This window comes from Rhodoplanes azumiensis (assembly GCF_042682915.1).
GTDB lineage: Bacteria > Pseudomonadota > Alphaproteobacteria > Rhizobiales > Xanthobacteraceae > Rhodoplanes > Rhodoplanes azumiensis.
On record NZ_JBHUIW010000022.1, the window covers coordinates 45181 to 65464 of the forward strand.

21 protein-coding genes are annotated in these 20284 nt (G+C 70.7%); 18 read left to right on the plus strand and 3 right to left on the minus strand.

From position 1 onward, the window contains the following. Nucleotides 1-10 precede the first annotated feature (10 nt). The 7 genes from trpS (at nt 11) to olsA (ending at nt 5362) form a co-directional block, all read left to right on the plus strand. Nucleotides 11-1048 (plus strand): tryptophan--tRNA ligase, encoded by a 1038-nt coding sequence (gene trpS, locus ACFSOX_RS17570; RefSeq protein ID WP_378479116.1) that lies wholly within the window; start codon nt 11-13, stop codon nt 1046-1048. A gap of 101 nt (nt 1049-1149) precedes the next feature. After that, nucleotides 1150-1644, plus strand: coding sequence for a universal stress protein (locus ACFSOX_RS17575; protein WP_378479117.1), 495 nt, complete (start codon nt 1150-1152; stop codon nt 1642-1644). A gap of 191 nt (nt 1645-1835) precedes the next feature. Continuing rightward, nucleotides 1836-2390, plus strand: coding sequence for a NifU family protein (locus ACFSOX_RS17580; RefSeq protein ID WP_378479118.1), 555 nt, complete (start codon nt 1836-1838; stop codon nt 2388-2390). A 396-nt stretch (nt 2391-2786) separates the two neighbouring features. Further along, nucleotides 2787-3470 carry a tRNA (adenosine(37)-N6)-threonylcarbamoyltransferase complex dimerization subunit type 1 TsaB gene (gene tsaB, locus ACFSOX_RS17585; protein WP_378479119.1) on the plus strand — a complete coding sequence of 228 codons (684 nt, stop codon included), beginning with the start codon at nt 2787-2789 and terminating at the stop codon, nt 3468-3470. Further along, on the plus strand, nt 3467-3952 hold the full coding sequence (gene rimI / locus ACFSOX_RS17590; RefSeq protein WP_378479120.1) for a ribosomal protein S18-alanine N-acetyltransferase: 486 nt from the start codon (nt 3467-3469) through the stop codon (nt 3950-3952). The genes tsaB and rimI overlap by 4 nt, the downstream gene beginning before the upstream one ends. A 235-nt stretch (nt 3953-4187) precedes the next feature. Next, nucleotides 4188-4568: a Fur family transcriptional regulator gene (locus ACFSOX_RS17595; RefSeq protein ID WP_378479172.1), complete on the plus strand. Its 381-nt coding sequence runs from the start codon at nt 4188-4190 to the stop codon at nt 4566-4568. Next, on the plus strand, nt 4568-5362 hold the full coding sequence (olsA, locus tag ACFSOX_RS17600; protein WP_378479121.1) for a lyso-ornithine lipid O-acyltransferase: 795 nt from the start codon (nt 4568-4570) through the stop codon (nt 5360-5362). Before ACFSOX_RS17595 ends, olsA begins: the two co-directional genes overlap by 1 nt. A gap of 4 nt (nt 5363-5366) precedes the next feature. Here olsA and ACFSOX_RS17605 read toward each other — a convergent pair whose 3' ends face one another. Continuing rightward, nucleotides 5367-5846 carry a GNAT family N-acetyltransferase gene (locus ACFSOX_RS17605; protein WP_378479122.1) on the minus strand — a complete coding sequence of 160 codons (480 nt, stop codon included), beginning with the start codon at nt 5844-5846 and terminating at the stop codon, nt 5367-5369. 25 nt (nt 5847-5871) lie between these two features. Beyond that, nucleotides 5872-6162, minus strand: coding sequence for a type II toxin-antitoxin system TacA family antitoxin (locus ACFSOX_RS17610; RefSeq protein WP_378479123.1), 291 nt, complete (start codon nt 6160-6162; stop codon nt 5872-5874). 452 nt (nt 6163-6614) lie between these two features. Between ACFSOX_RS17610 and miaB the strand changes: the two genes are divergently transcribed. The 8 genes from miaB to trmB all read left to right on the plus strand — a co-directional run bounded on the left by miaB (nt 6615) and on the right by trmB (nt 15903). Continuing rightward, entirely contained in the window at nt 6615-8084 is a 1470-nt protein-coding gene (gene miaB / locus ACFSOX_RS17615; protein WP_378479124.1) for a tRNA (N6-isopentenyl adenosine(37)-C2)-methylthiotransferase MiaB, read from the plus strand. A gap of 7 nt (nt 8085-8091) precedes the next feature. Next, nucleotides 8092-9192: a PhoH family protein gene (locus tag ACFSOX_RS17620; protein WP_378479125.1), complete on the plus strand. Its 1101-nt coding sequence runs from the start codon at nt 8092-8094 to the stop codon at nt 9190-9192. After that, nucleotides 9189-9737: an rRNA maturation RNase YbeY gene (gene ybeY, locus ACFSOX_RS17625; RefSeq protein ID WP_378479126.1), complete on the plus strand. Its 549-nt coding sequence runs from the start codon at nt 9189-9191 to the stop codon at nt 9735-9737. Before ACFSOX_RS17620 ends, ybeY begins: the two co-directional genes overlap by 4 nt. 11 nt (nt 9738-9748) lie before the next feature. Further along, nucleotides 9749-10921, plus strand: a complete 1173-nt coding sequence (locus ACFSOX_RS17630) for a hemolysin family protein (RefSeq protein WP_378479127.1) — start codon at nt 9749-9751, stop codon at nt 10919-10921. A gap of 5 nt (nt 10922-10926) precedes the next feature. Then, on the plus strand, nt 10927-12546 hold the full coding sequence (gene lnt, locus ACFSOX_RS17635; RefSeq protein ID WP_378479128.1) for an apolipoprotein N-acyltransferase: 1620 nt from the start codon (nt 10927-10929) through the stop codon (nt 12544-12546). 521 nt (nt 12547-13067) lie between these two features. After that, on the plus strand, nt 13068-13514 hold the full coding sequence (locus ACFSOX_RS17640; protein ID WP_378479173.1) for a helix-turn-helix domain-containing protein: 447 nt from the start codon (nt 13068-13070) through the stop codon (nt 13512-13514). A 265-nt stretch (nt 13515-13779) separates the two neighbouring features. Continuing rightward, nucleotides 13780-14982 (plus strand): methionine adenosyltransferase, encoded by a 1203-nt coding sequence (gene metK, locus ACFSOX_RS17645; RefSeq protein ID WP_378479129.1) that lies wholly within the window; start codon nt 13780-13782, stop codon nt 14980-14982. Nucleotides 14983-15186: 204 nt separating this feature from the next. Continuing rightward, on the plus strand, nt 15187-15903 hold the full coding sequence (gene trmB, locus ACFSOX_RS17650) for a tRNA (guanosine(46)-N7)-methyltransferase TrmB (protein ID WP_378479130.1): 717 nt from the start codon (nt 15187-15189) through the stop codon (nt 15901-15903). A 232-nt stretch (nt 15904-16135) separates the two neighbouring features. Here trmB and ACFSOX_RS17655 read toward each other — a convergent pair whose 3' ends face one another. Next, a complete protein-coding gene (locus tag ACFSOX_RS17655; RefSeq protein WP_378479131.1) occupies nt 16136-16816 on the minus strand; it encodes a 2-hydroxychromene-2-carboxylate isomerase in 681 nt (226 codons plus the stop codon). 364 nt (nt 16817-17180) lie between these two features. On the opposite strand from ACFSOX_RS17655, the gene rimP reads away from it, so the two are divergent. From rimP to ACFSOX_RS17670, 3 genes are read left to right on the plus strand one after another with little or no spacing between them, the layout of a single operon-like run. Beyond that, on the plus strand, nt 17181-17903 hold the full coding sequence (gene rimP, locus ACFSOX_RS17660) for a ribosome maturation factor RimP (RefSeq protein ID WP_378479132.1): 723 nt from the start codon (nt 17181-17183) through the stop codon (nt 17901-17903). Between the two features lie 3 nt (nt 17904-17906). After that, nucleotides 17907-19556, plus strand: a complete 1650-nt coding sequence (gene nusA / locus ACFSOX_RS17665) for a transcription termination factor NusA (RefSeq protein ID WP_378479133.1) — start codon at nt 17907-17909, stop codon at nt 19554-19556. 18 nt (nt 19557-19574) lie between these two features. Beyond that, nucleotides 19575-20282, plus strand: a complete 708-nt coding sequence (locus tag ACFSOX_RS17670; RefSeq protein WP_378479134.1) for an RNA-binding protein — start codon at nt 19575-19577, stop codon at nt 20280-20282. Nucleotides 20283-20284 lie beyond the last annotated feature (2 nt).

Consider the following 20284-nt stretch of genomic DNA (forward strand, 5'->3'; position numbering starts at 1 on the left):
AGGATGGGTGATGGCGTTCAACGACCTCGTGTTTTCCGGCGTTCAGCCGACCGGGAACCTGCATCTCGGCAACTATCTCGGCGCCATCGTCAATTTCGTGAAGCTGCAGTCGCGCTGCGCGTGCATCTATTGCGTCGTCGACCTGCACGCCATCACGGTGTGGCAGGAGCCGGCCGAGCTGCGGAAGTCGATCCGCGAGGTCGCGGCCGCCTTCATCGCCGCCGGCATCGACCCCAAGGCGCACATCGTCTTCAACCAGAGCCAGGTGCCGGAGCACGCCGAGCTCGCCTGGGTGTTCAACTGCGTCGCCCGGCTCGGCTGGATGAACCGCATGACGCAGTTCAAGGAGAAGGCCGGCAAGGATCGCGAGAACGCCTCGCTCGGCCTCTACGCCTATCCGAGCCTGATGGCCGCCGACATCCTGGTGTACCGCGCCACCCATGTCCCGATCGGCGAGGACCAGAAGCAGCATCTCGAGCTGACCCGCGACATCGCCCAGAAGTTCAACAACGACTTCAAGACCGACATCGAGGCGGCGGGCTTCGCCGACGGGCAGTTCTTCCCGCTGGCCGAGCCGCTGATCACCGGCCCGGCGACGCGCGTGATGAGCCTGCGCGACGGCACCAAGAAGATGTCGAAGTCCGATCCGTCGGACTATTCGCGCATCAACCTCGCCGACGACGCCGACACCATCGCCCAGAAGATCAAGAAGGCGAAGACCGATCCCGAGCCGCTGCCGAGCGAGGAAAAAGGTCTCGAAGGCCGCCCCGAGGCCGACAACCTGGTCGGCATCTACGCGGCGCTCGCCGGCACGACACCGGCCGCCGTGCTGGCGGAATACGGCGGCGGCCAGTTCTCGACCTTCAAGGGCGCGCTGATCGACCTCGCGGTGGCCAAGCTCGGCCCGATCGGCGCCGAGATGAAGCGGCTGACGAGCGACGTGACCTATATCGACGGGATTCTCGCCGACGGCAGCGCCCGCGCCCGCGTGCTCGCCTCGGAGACGATGCGGCACGTCAAGGAGATCGTCGGCTTCGTCGGGACGTAGGAGGGGGCGGGTCGCTCGGACCCACCTTGCCGGGCACGGCCCCGCCGTGGCAGATTCCGCCTCTGAAAGGGGCGGCGCCGGGACGCCGCCCGGGGCATGGCATGAGCCGGAAGCGCCGCAGCTACGAGGCCGGGCACAAGCCCAAGTTCCTCGTGGTCATCGACGAGACGCCCGAATGCGACCGCGCCGTCTATTTCGCCGCCCGGCGGGCCGCCCGCACCGGCGCCGGCATGGTGATGCTGCGCGTCATCGAGACCGGCGACCGGGCGCCGCAATGGCTCGGCGTCGCCGACATCATGCGAGCCGAGCAGCGCGAGGAGGCGGAGGCGATCCTGGCCCGCTTCGCGGCGCGCGCCAACGGCATCTCCGGCATCACGCCGGACCGGGTGATCCGCGAGGGCGACCCGGCGACCGAGATCACCCGGCTGATCGACACCGACGAGGACATCGCCGTGCTGGTGCTGGCCGCCGGCGACGACAGCGAAGGCCCCGGCCCACTGGTCAGCGGCCTCACCAAGTCGGCCGGCTCGTTTCCGATCCCGATGGCGATCGTGCCCGGCCATCTCGGCGACGACGAGCTCGACGCCATGACTTGAAGGCCGCGGACACGTGGCGTCGGCGCGAAACCCTGCGTCGGTACGACCACGGATCGGCTCGGCCGCCCGGTTGACGCCCGTCCCGCGAAGGGACATCTCTTGAGGACCGGGCTCGCTCCTGCGCGCCGGTACCCGCTCCTGCGGATCAGGACCACCCGCCGCGGCCTTGAACCGCGGCCCGGAGAGCCGCGATGTTCATTCAGACCGAATCGACCCCCAATCCCGCCACCCTGAAGTTCCTGCCCGGCCGCACCGTGCTCGACTACGGCACGCTGGAGTTCCGCAGCAAGGCCGACGCCGACGCCTCGCCCCTGGCGCAGCGCCTGTTCGACGTCCCGGGCGTCGCCGCCGTGTTCTTAGGCTCCGACTTCATCGCGGTGACGAAGACCGACGCCGACTGGCAGCACATCAAGCCGGGCGTCCTGGGCGTGATCATGGAGCACTTCATGACCGACCAGCCGGTCATGCTGGAGCGCTCCGCCGGCCAGGCCGACGACGAGTTCTACGACGAGAAGGACGCCGAGACGGTCGAGCTGATCAAGGATCTGATCGAGACGCGGGTGCGCCCGGCGGTCGCCAACGACGGCGGCGACATCGTCTTCCGCGGCTTCGAGAACGGCATCGTCTATCTCGCCATGAAGGGCGCCTGCTCGGGCTGCCCCTCCTCCACGGCGACGCTGCGCCACGGCATCCAGAACCTGCTTCGCCACTTCGTCCCGGAGGTCGAGGAGGTTCGCCCGGTGTGAGCCGTTGGGGTGGGCCGGCGCTTCTCGCGCGCAGGTTCCGAAGCGGGCCCCGGCGGGCCCGCTTTTTGTTTCGGTCGGCAGACGGAAGGGTGGGCAAAGGCACGCCGCAGGTGCGTCGTGCCCCCCCCCCGTTCAGCATCTCGTTCACATGACCGACCGCGTGGGCACGCCGCGTCGCGGCTTTGCCCACCCTATAGCTACTACAGCTACGGCTTCGGCCGCGCTCCCCGCCACGAGCGGGTCGCCTCTGCCCATCCGTCACCGTCCCGACATCGGATTCGCTTGCGCGATCCGGGCCGGGACGGCACCCTGCCGGCAGTCGTCCGAACAAGATCCTGGCGAAGCCGTGTCCCGCCGGGACCGGTCCCGTAAAGACTCCCGCCGGAGCGTTCCATCGTGCGTGTGCTCGCCATCGATACCGCGCTCGCGGCCTGCTCCGTGGCGGTCTTCGACCTCGGTCGCGGCGGCGTGCTGGCGCACGAATCGCGCCTGATGGAGCGCGGCCACGCCGAGGCGCTGATGCCCATGGTGGCGCGGGTGATGAGCGAATCGGACCTCGAGTTCACCGATCTCGACCGCATCGTCGTGACGCTCGGGCCGGGCAGCTTCACGGGCCTGCGCGTCGGGGTCGCGGCGGCGCGCGGCATCGCGCTCGCCGCCGGCAAGCCGGTCGTCGGGCTCACCACGCTGGCCTGCTTCGCCGCCCCGCACATCGCGAGCGACGACCGCACGCCGCTGCTCGCCGCCATCGATGCCCGCCACGAGCAGGTCTACATGCAGCTCGTCGGCGAAGGGGGCCGCGCCGTCATCGCGCCGCGCGTCGCCAGCGTTCGCGAGGCCGCCCGCATCGCCACCGCCGCCCCGACCCGCCTGGTCGGCTCGGCCGCCGCGCTCGTTCATGCCGCCTGGATGACCGGGGCGCAGCCGCCCTTGTGCGTCGACACCACGCCGGCCCCCGACATCGACTGGGTGGCGCGGCTCGGCGCCGTCGCGGCCGAGACGCTCGCCTCGCCCAAGCCCCTGTACCTGCGCGCGCCCGACGCCAAGCCGCAGGACGGCGCCCGGGTGGCGCGGCGATGATCGCGCTGGTGCGCCGCTGGTGGAAGGGCGCCGAGGCCCGCCTCGGCACCGCCGAGCCGGCCGACGCGCCGGCGCTCGCCGCCCTGCACGCCGAGTCGTTCCGCCGCGGCTGGAGCGAGGAGGAGTTCGAGCGGCTCCTGGCCGAGCGCAACGTCGTCGCCGACATGGCGGAGATGGGCGGCGAGGTCGCCGGCTTCGTCATCACCCGGCGGGCCGCCGAGGAGGCCGAGATCCTCTCGGTCGCGGTCGCCCCGGCGCGGCGCAATCGCGGCGTCGCGGGGCGCCTGCTCGCCGTCCATCTCGGCCGGCTCGCCGCCGGCGGCGTCGAGAAAGTGTTCCTGGAGGTCGACAGGGACAACGTGCCGGCCCGCCGACTCTATGAATCGGCGGGTTTCCGCGAGGTCGGCCAGCGCCCGGGCTACTACGACCGGGCGGGTGGCCCGCCCGCCGTCGCCCTGGTGCTCCGCCGCGACCTGATGTGATCCCCGATGAGATCCGGCGCGTCGATCGCCGCCGGCCGGCGCGGCGGGCGTGGACATGCCCCGCCCGGACCTTGACGCCGCGCAATGGACGGTGCATCCGGCCCCCCCTATGATCCCACCGCCCGGCAGGATCGGACGGTCTTCGGGACCGAACGGTGGACAGGATCGAACGGCGGAGCTTCGGGTGAGCGAGCAGGTCACGACCAACATCGAGGCGCAGTGCGTCGCCAAGGGCATGCGCATGACCGAGCAGCGGCGCGTGATCGCGCGCGTGCTGGCCCGCTCCGACGATCACCCGGACGTCGAGGAGCTCTACCGCCGCTGCGCGCTCGTCGATCCGCACATCTCGATCTCGACCGTCTACCGCACCGTCAAGCTGTTCGAGGACGCCGGCATCATCGAGCGCCACGACTTTCGCGAGGGCCGCGCCCGCTACGAGACGATCCGCGAGAGCCACCACGACCATCTGGTCAATCTGCGCACCGGCGAGGTGATCGAGTTCCAGTCGGAGGAGATCGAGCAGCTCCAGCGCGAGGTGGCGCGCAAACTCGGCTACCGGCTGATCGATCACCGGCTCGAGCTCTACGCGGTGCCGCTGGACGACAAGGCCTCCTGATGCTCCGCCTCGCGGTCACCGGCGCCGGGTTCGCGCTCGCGACCGCCGCGCTGCTGCCGTTCCAGTGGGTGTCGGTGCGCTTCGCCTGGCCGCTGCGCCGGCTGATCCCGACCCTGTTCCACCGCATCGTCTGCCTGCTGTTCGGCGTGAAGGTGCGGCAGGTCGGCCGGCCGCTGCGCGACCGGCCGCTGCTGATCGTGTCCAACCACGTCTCCTGGCTGGACATCTCGGTGATCACGTCGCGCCTGCCGGTGGTGTTCGTCGCCAAGTCCGAGATCGCCTCCTGGCCGCTGTTCGGCCTGTTCGCCAAGCTGCAGCGCTCCGTCTTCGTCGACCGCGCCCGCCGCCACAAGACCCGCGCCGTCAACGCCGAGATCGCCGAGCGGCTGGCCGGCGGCGACCCCGTGGTGCTGTTCGGCGAGGGGACGTCGAGCGACGGCAACCGGGTGCTGCCGTTCCGCTCCGCCCTGATCGGCGCCGCCGGCGACGCGCTCGCCGAGGGGGGTGCCGTGACGATCCAGCCGCTGTCGATCGCCTACACCGGGTTCCAGGGGCTGCCGATGGGCCGCCAGCACCGGCCGGTGGCGGCCTGGTACGGCGCCGCCGATCTGGTGCCCCACCTCCTCCACATCGGCCGCCACGGCGGCATCGACGTGACGCTCACCTGGGGCGAGCCGGTCCGCCTCGACGCCGGCACGGCCGACCGCAAGGCGGTGACCCGCCGCTTGGAAGCCAGTGTCCGCCGCCTCACCGCCGAGGCGCTGCGCGGCCGCATCGCGGCAAGGCGGGGCTGACCGCTCACCTCGTTCGAGACAACGTCAGCAGATCGAAGGCGTAGGTGGGAGTCTCCACCGGGAGTCGCACGAATCCATGCCGGCTGTAGAATGCCTCGGCAGCCGGCGCGAGAGCGTGCACGATCACAAGGCAAGCCGAGATTTCCCGGGCTGCCCGGGCGCTTCGAAACACCGCGTCCTGGAGCAATCCCTTGCCCAGTCCCTGGCCCTGTCGTCCCCGATCCACCCCGAGCCGCGCGAGAACAACGGCCGGAATGTGCCGTGGCATGTTGCGCCGCATGGCCCCGGTCGCCTCACGATTGAGGATTTGGCCCATGCAGAGCGCGTAATACCCGACGACAGCCGCCGTGCCGGCGCGGCAGACCACGTAAGTCTTGCTCGCAAGCACGGAGGAATTGGCGAGAGCGCGTTCGCGAAGCCAGTCGTCGAGAACCGGCTCGCCACTGCGAAACGACGAGAGATCATGGGCCTCGGTCAGAGGCACCGGAGCGGATAGATCCCCGGCCGGCTCACTCACGTGACCAGGGCGGCCGAACCGCCAACAGCCGCTTCACCCCGGCCTCCTGTTCGGGCGACGGGGGGGCGTCCATCCAGTCGAGAATGTTCCGGAACGCCTTGGCGTCGGCCATCACGGTCGTCTGTTCGAGCAGCACGGCCTTCGCTTCCTTGAGTGCGGAGGCGAGCATGAACTGTGACCGGTTCGTCCCGGCCAATTCCGCGGCCTGGTCGATGAGCTCGCGGTCCCGCACCCGAGCGCGCAGGTGAATGTTGGTCTCTGCCAGGGCGGGGTCGGACTTCATTCCAGCACCATGGGTCCGCGTGTTGGCATTGTCAACACAAAGCAGGCTCCTCGCCCGGTCTGACAGCCCCCGCCATTCCATTTCGGGGCAAAACCCGCTAGACCGGGGCCGAAGCCGACGCGTGTCGCGGGCTTTTCGGCCGGCGCGGTGGCGTGTGCTGTGGCGTCCGGACGGAGGCCGACGGCACGCCGATCCGCAACGGGCGAGATCCGAAATGTGCGGCCGGCGATGGCACGGCCGCGAAGGCGCATTACATGGTCGGCGAGGCCGGTGATGCGCCGGCGAGGGCCACGGTGGTGGCGCAACGGGCGTGGCGCGACAGAGGTCGCGCAATGGGCGTGGCGCGACAGACGTCGCGCAATGGGCGTGGCGCGACAGACGTCGCGCAATGGGCGCGGCGCGCGAGGCGTGACGCAATGGGCGGCCACCGGCCGGGAGACGACGTCGAAGCAATGAGCGTGACCCGCGCCCCGCGAAAGCTCTACGTGAAGTCGTATGGCTGCCAGATGAACGTCTACGATTCGCAGCGCATGGCCGACGTGCTGGCGCGCGACGGTTACGTCGAGACGGCGACGCCCGACGACGCCGACGTCCTGGTGCTCAACACCTGCCACATTCGCGAGAAGGCGGCCGAAAAGGTCTATTCCGAGCTCGGCCGGCTGCGTGTCCTCAAGCAGAAGGCGGCCCGCGACGGCCGCCGGCTCACCGTCGCGGTCGCCGGCTGCGTCGCCCAGGCCGAGGGCGAGGAGATCATCCGCCGCGCCCCGGTGGTCGACCTCGTCGTCGGCCCGCAGAGCTATCACCGCCTGCCCGATCTCGTCGCCCGCGCCGCCGTCGAGGGCCGCGTCGTCGACACCGACTTCCCGGCCGAGGACAAGTTCGACCACCTCGCGGCGCCGACCGCCGCGGCGACACGATCGCGCGGCGCCGCCGCTTTCGTCACCGTGCAGGAGGGCTGCGACAAGTTCTGCACCTTCTGCGTCGTCCCCTACACGCGCGGCGCCGAGTTCTCCCGCCCTGTCCAGAAGATCCTGGCCGAGGTCGAGGATCTGGTCGCGGCGGGCGTGAAGGAAATTCGGCTGATCGGCCAGAACGTCAACGCCTGGCACGGCGAGGGGCCGGACGGCCGCACCTGGACGCTCGCCCGCCTGCTGTACCGCCTCGCCGAGGTGCCCGGCGTCGCCCGGCTGCGCTACACGACCAGCCATCCGCGCGACATGGACGACGCCCTGATCGCCGCCCATGGCGACCTGCCGGCCCTGATGCCGCAGCTCCATCTTCCCGTTCAGTCGGGCTCCGACCGCATCCTCGACGCGATGAACCGCAAGCACGGCCGCGCCGAATATCTGCGCGTGATCGAGCGGCTGAAGGCGGCGCGGCCCGACATCGCGATGTCGTCGGACTTCATCGTCGGCTTCCCGGGCGAGACCGAGCAGGATTTTGCCGACACGCTGGCGCTGGTCGACGCGGTCGGCTTCGCCAGCGCCTACTCGTTCAAGTACTCGCCCCGCCCCGGCACCCCGGCGGCCGACAGCGACGACCAGGTGAGCGAGGCCGAGAAGGCCGAGCGGCTCGCAAGGCTGCAGGCCCGCATCGACCATCACGCCGCGGCGTTCAACGCCGCGACGGTCGGGCGCACCGCGCAGGTGCTGTTCGAGAGCGCCGGCCGGCACGACGGCCAGATGACGGGCAAGTCGCCGTGGATGCAGGCCGTGCAGGTGATGGCGCCGCCCTCGGTGAAGGGCGAGATCCTGCCCGTGCGGATCACCGGCACCGGCACCAACAGCCTCCACGGCGCACTCGTGGTCGCGAACGGCACCGCGCCGCCGCGTCACGACGGGCCGGACCGGATCACGCCGGCGGACCCGGCCCTGCCGGGCGTGCCGGACCCGGCCGTCCGGGCCGCGAGCGGAGGTCACTGAACCCGCCGTGCCGAGACGCAACCCCGACACGCCGTCGTTGATGCCGCCTCCCGAGGAGGGGCAGATCGAGCTCGCCTTCGACGACAACCGGCTGGCGCTCGCGCTGTTCGGCCAATACGGCCAGAATCTCGCGCTGATCGAGCGACGGCTCGGCGTCTCCGCCGACTCGCGTGGCAATCACGTCGTCCTCGGCGGTCCGCGCGACGCCTGCGACCAGGCCCGCCGCGTGCTCAAGAGCCTCTACGAGCAGCTCCAGCGCGGCCACGACCTCGGCCAGGGCGACGTCGAAGGCGCGATCCGGCTCGCCATCGCGCAAGGCTCGCTGTTCGACTTCGACGCGACGGCAAAGCGCGTCAGCTTCGAGGAGATCAATCTCCGCAAGCGCCTGGTGCGGGCCCGCACCCCGGCCCAGGACGCCTATGTGCGGGCGCTGCGCAAGAACGCGCTGGTCTTCGGCGCCGGCCCGGCCGGCACCGGCAAGACCTGGCTCGCGGTCGCGCACGCGGTCGCCCTGTTCGAGCGCAAGGAGGTCGACCGGATCATCCTGTCGCGCCCGGCCGTCGAGGCCGGCGAGCGACTCGGCTTCCTGCCCGGCGACATGAAGGAGAAGGTCGATCCCTATCTGCGGCCGATCTACGACGCGCTGTTCGACCTGATGGACACCCGCATCGTCGAGCGCGCGCTGCAGACCGGCGAGATCGAGATCGCGCCGCTCGCCTTCATGCGCGGCCGCACGCTGGCCAACGCCGCCGTGATCCTGGACGAGGCGCAGAACACGACCTCGATGCAGATGAAGATGTTCCTCACCCGGCTCGGCGAGAACGCCCGGATGATCGTCACCGGCGACCCGAGCCAGATCGACCTGCCGCCCGGCCAGGTCTCGGGCCTCTCGGAGGCGCTGAAGCTGCTCGCCGATGTCGAGGGCGTCGGCACGGTGACGTTCTCGGCCGCCGACGTGGTGCGCCACGAGCTGGTCGGGCGCATCGTCGCCGCCTACGATCGCGCCGCCGCCACCCGGCCCGACGCCGACGGCGCGGTCCGATCCGGCGAGGCGGCCGGGACCGCCGCGTCCGGCCGGTCCATCCGCAAGCGCGAGGACGGCGCATGACGACGCCCGACCCGATCCATACGGGGGCCACGATCGAGCACGAGGGCACCACCATCGACGTGGTGGTCGAGTCGCCGCTGTGGGCGGCCGAGCCCGAGGCCGAGGCGCAGGTGCTGCGCGCCGTGACGGCGGCGCTGCCGGCCGACCGCGGCCCCTGCGAGCTCGCCGTCGTGCTCGCCGACGACGCCACCGTGAAGACGCTGAACGCGCAGTATCGCGGCAAGGACACAGCCACCAACGTGCTGTCCTTCCCGGCCGTGCCCGGCCCGGCCGTCCCCGGCCCGAACGGCGCCGCCGGCGACGCCGCCGTGCCGGTCCTGCTCGGCGACGTCGTGCTCGCCTTCGAGACCGTGCGGGCCGAGGCCGAGCGCGACGGCAAGCCCTTCGCCCATCACCTCGGTCATCTGGTCGTGCACGGCGTGCTGCATCTTCTCGGCTACGACCACGAGACCGAACCCGACGCCGAAGCCATGGAGGCTCGCGAGCGCGACGTTCTGGCGTCGCTCGCGATCCCCGACCCTTACGCCGGACGCGAATGCGCCTGACAGCAGCCATCATGCCCGACGAACCTCCCAGTCGAAGCGAACCGAACGAGCCGGCGGGACAGTCCCGCGGCGCCGCGGCGGACCCCCAGGCCGTCGCGGCGGACGACGCCCGCGGCGTCGCGGTGCCGGCCTTGCGTGGCGAAGTGCTGCCGCGCGAGGCCGGTGAAGGCTGGGTCCAGCGCATGCTGCGCGCCCTGTTCGGCTGGAAGCCGGGCTCGGTGCGCTCCGACATCGCCGTGCTGCTCGAGGGCAACGCCCCGGCCGACGCCGAGTCGGGCTTCTCGGCCGAAGAGCGGACCATGCTCAAGAACATCCTCGGCCTGCGCGAGCGGCGCAGCGAGGACATCATGGTGCCGCGCGCCGACATCGTCGCGGTTCAGCGCGACATCTCGCTCGGCGAGCTCGTCAAGGTGTTCGAGAAGGCCGGCCATTCGCGTCTCGTCGTCTACGACGACACGCTCGACGATCCGGTCGGCATGGTCCACATCCGCGACCTCGTCGCCTTCATGGCGAACCGGGCCGCGACGCCGCCGCCGACCTCCAAGCGCAAGAAGCGCTTCCCGGCCGATCTGGATCTGCGTGCCATCGACCTCGCGATGCCGCTCTCCGAGGCCGCGATCGTGCGCGACATCCTGTTCGTGCCGCCGTCGATGCCGGCCCTCGACCTGCTCGCCAAGATGCAGGCCACCCACGTCCATCTCGCCCTCGTGATCGACGAGTACGGCGGCACCGACGGCGTCATCTCGATCGAGGATCTGGTCGAGCAGATCGTCGGAGACATCGAGGACGAGCACGACGAGCACGAGGCGCGCAGCGTCGTGCGCCAGCCCGACGGCTCCTTCCTGGCCGACGCCCGCGCCCCGCTCGAGGACGTGACCGCGACGGTCGGGGCCGAGTTCGACGTCGGCGACGCGGCCGAGGAGGTCGACACGATCGGCGGCTATCTGGTGACGCGGGTCGGCCGCGTGCCGGTGCGCGGCGAGATCGTGCCCGGGCCGGAGCCGTTCGAGATCGAGGTGCTCGACGCCGATCCGCGCCGCGTCAAGCGGGTGAAGATCACCCGCAGCAAGCAGCGCCGCAGCCGCGAGGCGCGCCGCGAGACCTCGTCCGAGGCCCGCGCGGCGCCGCCCGACGGGGCCGGCCCGCCCGGCCCCGAGCCGCGCCGCGGCGCCGCCTCGTCGTGACCGCCGTGCCGGTGACGGACGCGCTCGCCCGGGTCGCGCAGCCGATCGTGCTCGCCTGGGGGGTCCGGCGGACCGTCATCGCCTTGCTGGCCGGCGCCGCCTCGACGCTCGCGATGGCGCCGCTCGGCCTGTGGCCGACCCTCCTGATCACGTTCCCCGTGATGGTCTGGCTGATCGACGGCTCCGGCGCCGGACGTTGGAACGGCGTCGGCGCCGCCGCGGCGGCCGGGTGGTGGTTCGGCTTCGGCTATTTCCTCGCCGGACTCTACTGGATCGGCGCCGCCTTCCTGGTCGATGCCGACAAGTTCGGCGCCCTCCTGGTGCCGGCCGTGCTGATCCTGCCGGCCGGGCTCGCGCTGTTCACGGCGGCCGGCTTCGCGCTCGCCCGTGCCCTGTGGGCGCCCGGCGCGTTCCGTATCGTCACGCTCGCCGCCGCCCTCACCGCCGCCGAATGGCTGCGCGGGCACATCCTCTCCGGCTTCCCGTGGAACGCCTTCGGCTACGCGCTCGCCGAGCCGCTGGCGCTGGCCCAGGGCTTCGCCGTCGTCGGCCTGTGGGGCATGACGTTCCTGGCCGTGCTGATCTTCGCCGCGCCGGCGGCGCTCGCCGACCCGCGCGCCGAGACGCCGCGGCCGTGGCTCCTGCCGGCGGTCGGGCTCGGGCTCCTGATCGCCCTGGCGGCGTTCGGCACGGCCCGGCTGGCGCTCGCCCCGACCACCTTCGTCGACGGCCCGCGGCTGCGGCTGATGCAGCCCAACATCCCGCAGGACCAGCGCTTCAGTTACGCCGCCAAGGCCGACGTGATGCAGCGGTACCTGGCGCTGTCGAACCGCGCGACCGCCGCAAACGGCCGCGGCGTCGCCGACGTCACCCATCTGATCTGGCCCGAATCGGCCTTTCCGTTCTTCGTCGCCCGCGAGGCGGACGCGCTCGCCGCGATCGCCGACCTGCTGCCCGAGGGCACCGTGCTGATCACCGGGGCGGCGCGGCTCGCCCCCTCGTCGCGGCCCGGCGACATCCAGGCCTTCAACTCGGTCTACGTGTTCGACCACGACGGCACGATCCTGTCGATCTACGACAAGGTGCATCTGGTGCCGTTCGGCGAGTACGTGCCGCTGCGCGGCCTGCTGCGCCGGATCGGCATCGAGCAGCTGGTTCGGGTGCCGGGCGGCTTCCTGGCCGGCGACCGGCTGCGCACGCTGGAAAGCCCGAAGGCGCCGCCCTTCGTGCCGCTGGTCTGTTACGAGGCGGTGTTCCCGCATGCCGTGCTGCCGCGCGGGGCGCGGCCCGGCTGGCTCCTGAACCTCACCAACGACGCCTGGTTCGGCCTCTCGCCCGGCCCCTATCAGCACCTCCAGCAGGCCCGGATGCGGGCCGTGGAGGAAGGGCTGCCGCTGGTGCGGGCCGCCAACACCGGCATCTCGGTGGTCGTCGATCCGGCCGGCCGCGTTCTCGCACAGCTCGGCCTCGGTCGCGAGGGCGTGCTGGATGCACGCCTGCCTGCTCCGCTGTCGCCGACGCCCTATGCGCGGACCGGCGACGCGCCCGTCACCGCGGTCGTCGTGCTCGCGCTGGTGGCTTCGGGATGGAAGCGCCGCCGGCGATTGCGTCGATTAGGTCGCTGATCCGGATCAGCCCGGACTAGACCTGCTTACCTCTCGCGGCCTAGAGTCGCATCATTCGTGTGGCTGAGTTTTTAATCGCCATCAGCCGGTCGCGAAATCTGACGAATTTCGGCTGTCGACAGCCCTACCGTGTGCATACCCGTTCTGCGTCAGGTGCGGCCAAAACCGCCACAATAACAGGTACCATCCTGCTGACACGGCGACGACGGGGCGCTACATAGCTCGGGCAGAACCCGCGGTCGCCTCGTTGTCCGAAACTCCTGCCCCGGACAAATTCTGCCCGGTACCGAACGTGCTACCCGGCAGACATCATCCGATTGATCAGGCAAGTTACTCCATTGTTCAGCAACTTGCATTGGTAAACCCTCTCAAACGAGGGTAGTGTCTATTTTGTTCCAATTCAGAACGATTTCGAATCTGTTTCGCTGGTGCTTGGAACAGCTATGCAGTCCTGTGATTGCATCGCACGAGAGAGTGGACGAGAAGGTGGTCGGCGGGGATATGAGGAGAGAGAGACAATGATGGCCAAGAAGGCTCCGAACCCCATCGACAAGCATGTCGGGAGCCGTGTGCGTATGCGTCGCATGATGCTGGGGATGAGCCAGGAGAAGCTCGGCGACGCGCTCAGCCTGACCTTTCAGCAGGTGCAGAAGTACGAAAAGGGAACGAACCGTATCGGTGCCAGCCGGCTGCAGCAGATCGCTCACATCCTGCAGGTTCCGGTGGCGTTCTTCTTCGAGGGTGCCCCCGATCTCGGCGACGGCGGCCCGACCGACGGCCTCGCCGAGGCTCCGTCGCCGGCCTACATCTCCGACTTCCTGGCGACCTCGGACGGCCTCGCTCTGACCAAGGCGTTCATGCGCATCGGCGACGCCAAGCTGCGCCGGCGCATCGTCGACCTGGTCGAGCACATCGCCGGCGAGCCGGTCGAGAACGGCAACGGCAACGGCAAGCCCGCCGAGCATTGACCCCTGGGGCGGTCCTCCGACCGACCCCCATCGCGAGACACGACCCAGGCGCGCCCCCAAGGCGCGCCGTTCGTGTTTTTGGATCCCGCCGCCCCCCCCCGGCGCCTGCGAATCGCGCCGCGCGGCGGCTGGGACTTTCTCGATCCGCGCGCGGAATCGGCAGCGGATCGCCGGGACTGCGTCTTGACCGGGCAAGGGGACGCTGCAAGAACAGGCGCGATTTTGGGCGACGCGGAGGTCCGCGTCTCGGGCTGTGGAGTCGAACGTGTCCCGCGCGAGCTATCTTTTCACCAGCGAATCGGTTTCCGAAGGCCATCCCGACAAGGTTTGCGACCGCATCTCCGACGAGATCGTCGACCTCTTCTACCGCGAGGGTCCGAAGGCCGGCATCGATCCGTGGGCGATCCGGGCCGCGTGCGAGACGCTGGCCACCACCAACAAGGTGGTGATCGCCGGCGAGACGCGTGGCCCCGCCTCGGTCACCAACGAGCAGATCGAGAGCGTCGTCCGCGGCGCCATCAAGGACATCGGCTACGAGCAGGACGGCTTTCACTGGCAGACCTGCGACATCGAGATCCTGCTGCATCCGCAGTCGGCCGACATCGCGCAGGGCGTCGACGCGCTGCAGCCCGGCACCAACAAGGAAGAAGGCGCCGGCGACCAGGGCATCATGTTCGGCTACGCGACGAACGAGACGCCCGACCTGATGCCGGCGCCGCTGTTCTACGCTCACAAGATCCTGCGCCTGATCGCCGAGGCCCGCCACGCCGGCGTGGAGAAGGTGCTCGGCCCCGATTCCAAGAGCCAGGTCACGGTCCAGTACGAGCACGGCAAGCCGGTCGGCGTGCGTGAGATCGTGGTGTCGCACCAGCACCTGATCGCCGACATGACCTCGAGCCAGGTGCGCGAGCGCGTCGAGCCCTATGTCCGCAAGGCGCTGCCCGAGGGCTGGATCACCGACAAGACGATCTGGCACATCAACCCGACCGGCAAGTTCCACATCGGCGGCCCGGACGGCGACACCGGCCTGACCGGCCGCAAGATCATCGTCGACACCTACGGCGGCGCGGCCCCGCACGGCGGCGGCGCCTTCTCGGGCAAGGATCCGACCAAGGTCGACCGCTCGGCCGCCTATGCGTCGCGCTATCTCGCCAAGAACATCGTCGCGGCCGGCCTCGCCGACCGCTGCACCCTGCAGCTCGCCTACGCGATCGGCGTCGCCCGGCCGCTGTCGATCTACATCGACACCCACGGCACGGGTAAGGTTCCCGAGGACAAGCTGGAGCGCGCCGCCGCCGAGGTCATGGACCTCACACCGCGCGGCATCCGCACCCATCTGAGCCTCAACAAGCCGATCTATGCGCGCACCTCGGCCTACGGCCATTTCGGCCGCACGCCGGACGCCGACGGCGGCTTCTCCTGGGAGAAGACCGACCTCGTCGACGCGCTCAAGAGCGCGGTCGGCTGAGCCGACGCGGGGTCGCCCGGTCCGACTTGAAGCCGGCGAAGTTCCGCTTCGCCGGCTTCTTTCGTGTCGGCCGTTACGCGTAGGGTGGGCAAAGGGGCGCCGCAGGCGGCCCGTGCCCACGCCGTCCGCGGCCGGCAAGCACCGCGTGGGCACGGCGCGTTCCGTGCCTTTGCCCACCCTACGCGGTCTACCCGGTCCACGCTCATGGAGCCGTTGTCGTTGGACCCGAACCCTGCCGCCCCGCGCGCGTTCTTCGGCCGCCGCAAGGGCCACACGCTGCGCCGGCATCACGCCGACCTCCTCGGCGCGCTGCTGCCGCGCCTCGCGCTCGACGTTTCGCGCCCGGCGCCGGCGCGGCTGGGCGACCTGTTCGATCCGCCCGTGGACAAGGTGCGGCTGGAGATCGGCTTCGGCGGCGGTGAGCACCTCGCCGCCCAGGCGGCGGCCGCACCGACCATCGGCTTCATCGGCTGCGAGGGCTTCGTCAACGGCGTCGCCCAGCTCCTCGTCCATGTCGAGGAGGCCGGGCTCTCCAACATCCGCATTCATCACGGCGACGCCGCCGAGGTGCTGGCCTGGCTGCCGGAGGCCTCGCTCGCCGGCGTCGACCTCCTCTATCCCGACCCGTGGCGGAAGCGCCGGCACTGGAAGCGCCGCTTCGTCCAGGACGCGACGGTGGCGACGCTCGCCCGCCTGCTCGCCGACGGGGCCGCGTTCCGCTTCGCCTCGGACTGGGAGCACTACGCCGCCTGGACGCTGGAGCACCTCCTGCGCGCGCCCGCCTTCGAATGGACGGCCGAGTGCGCCGACGACTGGCGCAAGCCGTGGCAAGGCTTCACCCGCACCCGCTACGAGGCCAAGGCGATCCGCGAGGGCCGCACGCCCTGCTACCTGGTGTTCCGCCGTCGGCCGCGGCGGTGAGGCCGGGCGCGAAGCGAAGTGCCGTCGCGGGGCCCCGCATCCCTGTCCTCCCCAAGGGGGAGGGAACGCCGAACCGACACCCCGTGTTTGCGGCTCTAGCTGCTTGGTCGATCTCGCCCGATCGACATCGCTCGCCGATGCACCGCCGTTCGTCGAATGACGAGCCTGCGCCCTCCCCCCTTGTGGGTGAGGGGTGGGGAGGGAGCCACGATCTCTGCGCCTGCCGAACCGTTCAGCCGCCCCGCTTGGCCCAGGCCAGCGCCTGCTCCAACCGGTCGTTGCCCCAGAAGATCTCGCCGTCGGCCGTGACGAGGGTCGGCGCGCCGAACAGGCCGAGGCGCTGCGCCGCCTCGGTCTCCTCGCGCAGCCTCGCCTTCGCCACCGGCGTCGCCGCCTGCGCCAGCACGGCGTCCGCATCGACGCCGAGCCGGGCGAGGAGGTCGGCGATCACGGCGGGGTCGTCGATCGCACGCCCCTCCCCCAGCCCGGCCCGGAACACGGCGCGGCAGAACGCCTCGCCCCAGCCGGCGCCTTCTCCCGCCCCTTTGCCAGCCGCCTCGCCGGCGGCCGCTGCGTCGAGCCCGACCAGAGCGACCCGGGCGGCCAGCACGCTGCTCGCCGGGAACACCGGCGGGCGGACGACCGGCAGGCCGAGATCGGCGCACAGGCGCTCCAGATCCCGCCACATGTAGCGGCCCTTGGCCGGATAGATGACGAACGGCGAGGTGTCCCAACCCTGCGCCTTGAAGAGCGGCCCGAGCAGGAACGGCCGATATCGCACCGTGACCCCGGCCGCCGCCGCGAGCGGCCCGACCCGCATCAGCGCCGGATACGAATAGGTCGAGGCGAACTCGAACCACAGGTCGATCGCGGGCCGCCCGTTTCCCGCCGCCGCCGTCCCGGTCTCCCTCATGCCGCCCCCTCGTCGTGGTCACGGCCGCAACCATACGCCGAACCCGGCCCGCCCCGGCAATCCGCGGCGCTTTCCGGCCGCGGCCGGCGACGACGACGGCGCGGACGGATTGCCGCCACCGGTTCCACTTGCGAGTTCGGCGATCTTCGCTATAGTCCGCGTCGTCTGAGGACACCTCATAACGGTCTGAACGATCGGTTGGTGAGAGTGGGGCCCGCCCGGGACCCGCTCTTTTTTGTTACTTGCGGCCGGCCGCGTCGTCGTCGCCGTGCCACGACGTCCGGGCGAGACTTCGTCCGGGCGAGACTACATTCGGGCGACACTTCCGAAAGGATCCGCTGGTTCCCCTATGGCCGGTTCCGATATGACCGAGACGACCGAGAACGCGCCGACCGACAGCGCGCCGACCGACAGCGCGCCGACCGAGAGCGCATTGGACGAGCCGCGGCTGATCGCCGAGAGCGGGCTCGCCGCGCGGGTCGCCGCGATCGTCGTGCCGGTGCTCGGAACCCTCGGCTACCGGCTGGTGCGGGTGAAGGTCTCCGGGCTCGACGGCTGCACCGTGCAGGTGATGGCCGAGCGGCCCGACGGCACCATGCAGATCGACGACTGCGAGGCGGTGTCGCGCACCCTGTCGCCGATCCTCGACGAGATCGATCCGATCGATCGCGAATACCGGCTGGAGATCTCCTCGCCCGGCATCGACCGGCCGCTGGTGCGGCTGTGCGACTTCGCCCGTGCCCAGGGCCACGTCGCCAAGGTCGAGATGGCCGTGCCGGTCGGCGGCAAGAAACGCTTCAAGGGCAAGCTCGCCGGACTGGACGGTCAGACGGCGCGGCTCCATATCGAGGGCAGCGACGGCGCGCCGCAGGAGGTTCTCCTGCCGATTACCGACATGGCCGACGCCAAGCTCGTTCTCACCGACGCGCTGGTCGCCGAGGCGCTTCGCCGCGGCAAGGCGGACGAGAAGGAGGCGCGCCAGGAGCGGGCGGCGCGCCGCAAGGAACGCATTCAATCCCGCAAAGCGACCCAGGACGGAGCCGACCGGGCGAAGACGCCGGCGGCCCCGCGCCCCGACGGAGACTGACCCATGGCTGTCGTCAGCGCCAACAAGCTCGAGCTTCTGCAGATCGCGGACGCCGTCGCGCGCGAAAAGTCGATCGACCGCAGCATCGTCATCCAGGCCATGGAGGATGCGATCGCCAAGGCGGCGCGCTCGCGCTACGGCTCGGAGACCGACGTCCACGCCGAGATCGACCCGAAGAAGGGCGAGCTGCGTCTCGCCCGCCACATGCTGGTGGTCGAGGCGGTGGAGAACCCGGCGAACCAGATCAGCCTCGAGGACGCCCGCAAGCACAATCCCGCCGCCCAGGTCGGCGACACCATCGCCGACACGCTGCCGCCGCTCGAATACGGCCGCATCGCCGCCCAGTCGGCCAAGCAGGTGATCGTCCAGAAGGTGCGCGAGGCCGAGCGCGACCGGCAGTACCAGGAGTACAAGGACCGCATCGGCGACATCGTCAACGGCATCGTCAAGCGGGTCGAGTACGGCAACGTCGTCGTCGACCTCGGCCGCGGCGAGGCGATCGTGCGGCGCGACGAGATGCTGCCGCGCGAGGTCTTCCGCAACGGCGACCGCATCCGCGCCTACATCTACGACGTCCGCCGCGAGCCGCGCGGCCCGCAGATCTTCCTCTCCCGCACCCATCCGCAATTCATGGCCAAGCTGTTCACCCAGGAGGTGCCGGAGATCTACGACGGCATCGTCGAGGTGAAGGCCGTGGCCCGCGATCCGGGCTCGCGGGCCAAGATCGCCGTGATCTCGCGCGACTCGTCGGTCGACCCGGTCGGCGCCTGCGTCGGCATGCGCGGCTCGCGCGTGCAGGCCGTGGTGAACGAGCTGCAGGGCGAGAAGATCGACATCATCCCGTGGTCGCCGGACATCGCGACCTTCGTGGTCAACGCGCTCGCCCCCGCCGAGGTCGCCAAGGTGGTGCTCGACGAGGACAAGGAGCGCATCGCCGTCGTGGTGCCGGACCAGCAGCTGTCGCTCGCCATCGGCCGGCGCGGCCAGAACGTGCGGCTCGCCTCGCAGCTCACCGGCTGGGACATCGACATCCTCACCGAGCAGGAGGAGTCGGAGCGCCGCCAGGCCGACTTCGAAAAGCGTTCGAAGCTGTTCATGGAGGCCCTCAACGTCGACGAGGTGGTCGGCCAGCTGCTGGCGTCCGAGGGCTTCACCTCGGTCGAGGATCTCGCCGCCGTCGACGAGAAGGAGATCTCCTCGATCGAAGGCTTCGACGAGGAGACGGCGCAGGAGCTGCAGACCCGCGCCCGCGAGTATCTCGACCAGATCGAGGCCGAGTACGACGAGAAGCGCCGGGCGCTGGGCGTCGAGGACGAGGTCCGCGAGGTGCCGGGCGTGACCGGCCGGATGCTGGTCGCCTTCGGCGAGAACGGCATCAAGACGGTCGAGGATCTGGCCGGCTGCGCCACCGACGACCTCGCCGGCTGGACCGAGCGCAAGGACGGCGAGACCAAGCGCGAGGCCGGCATCCTGGACGGCTTCGAGCTGTCGCGCGACGACTGCGAGGCGATCGTCATGCAGGCCCGCCTCAAGGCCGGTTGGATCAGCGAGGAGGATCTGGCCCGGCCGTCCGAGGAGACCGACGAGGGCGCCGAGGGGATCGAGGGCGAGGCCGAGGACGAAGGCGAGGACGCCGGGGCGCCGCAGGCCTGACGGAGGACACGGATCGCGATGCTGGCCCGGATCGAGGTGGGCAACACCGACGAGACCTTGCTGGACGGCGGCCCGAAAGGGTCCGCCGCCGTGCGGGAGCGTCTGTGCGTGGCGACCCGCACGGTCCGGCCGATCGACGAGATGATCCGCTTCGTCGCCGGCCCGGACGGCCGGGTGGTGGCCGACATCAAGCGGAAGTTGCCGGGCCGCGGGGCCTGGGTGACGGCGGCCCGCGGGCCGCTGGTGACGGCGATCAAGCAGGGCGCCTTCAAGCGCGCCTTCAAGGGCAAGGCGACGACCGACGCCGGCCTCGCCGACGACACCGAGCGATTGCTGGAGCGCGCCGTCCTGGACGCGCTGTCCATCGCCCACAAGGCCGGCACCGTGGTGGCGGGCTACACCAAGGTCGAGACGGCGCTGACGTCGGGCGCCGCGGTCGGCCTGGTGCGGGCCCGCGACGCGAGCCCGGACGGGGTCCGCAAGGTCGACGCCCTGGCGGCGCGACGCCCCGCCGCGGCCGACCGGCCGCTACCGATCATTTGTTCGTTCGAATCCGTCGAATTGGATTTGGCACTCGCACGGACAAATGTGATACATGCTGCCCTTCTGCCCGGGCGCGCGAGCGAGGCGGTCCTGGGGCGTTGGCGCATGCTCGAAATGTTCCGAACGGGTGGCCCCGATCCGCGGGGCGACAGGCAGATGGCCGTGAACCCGGCCCGAGACTAGGA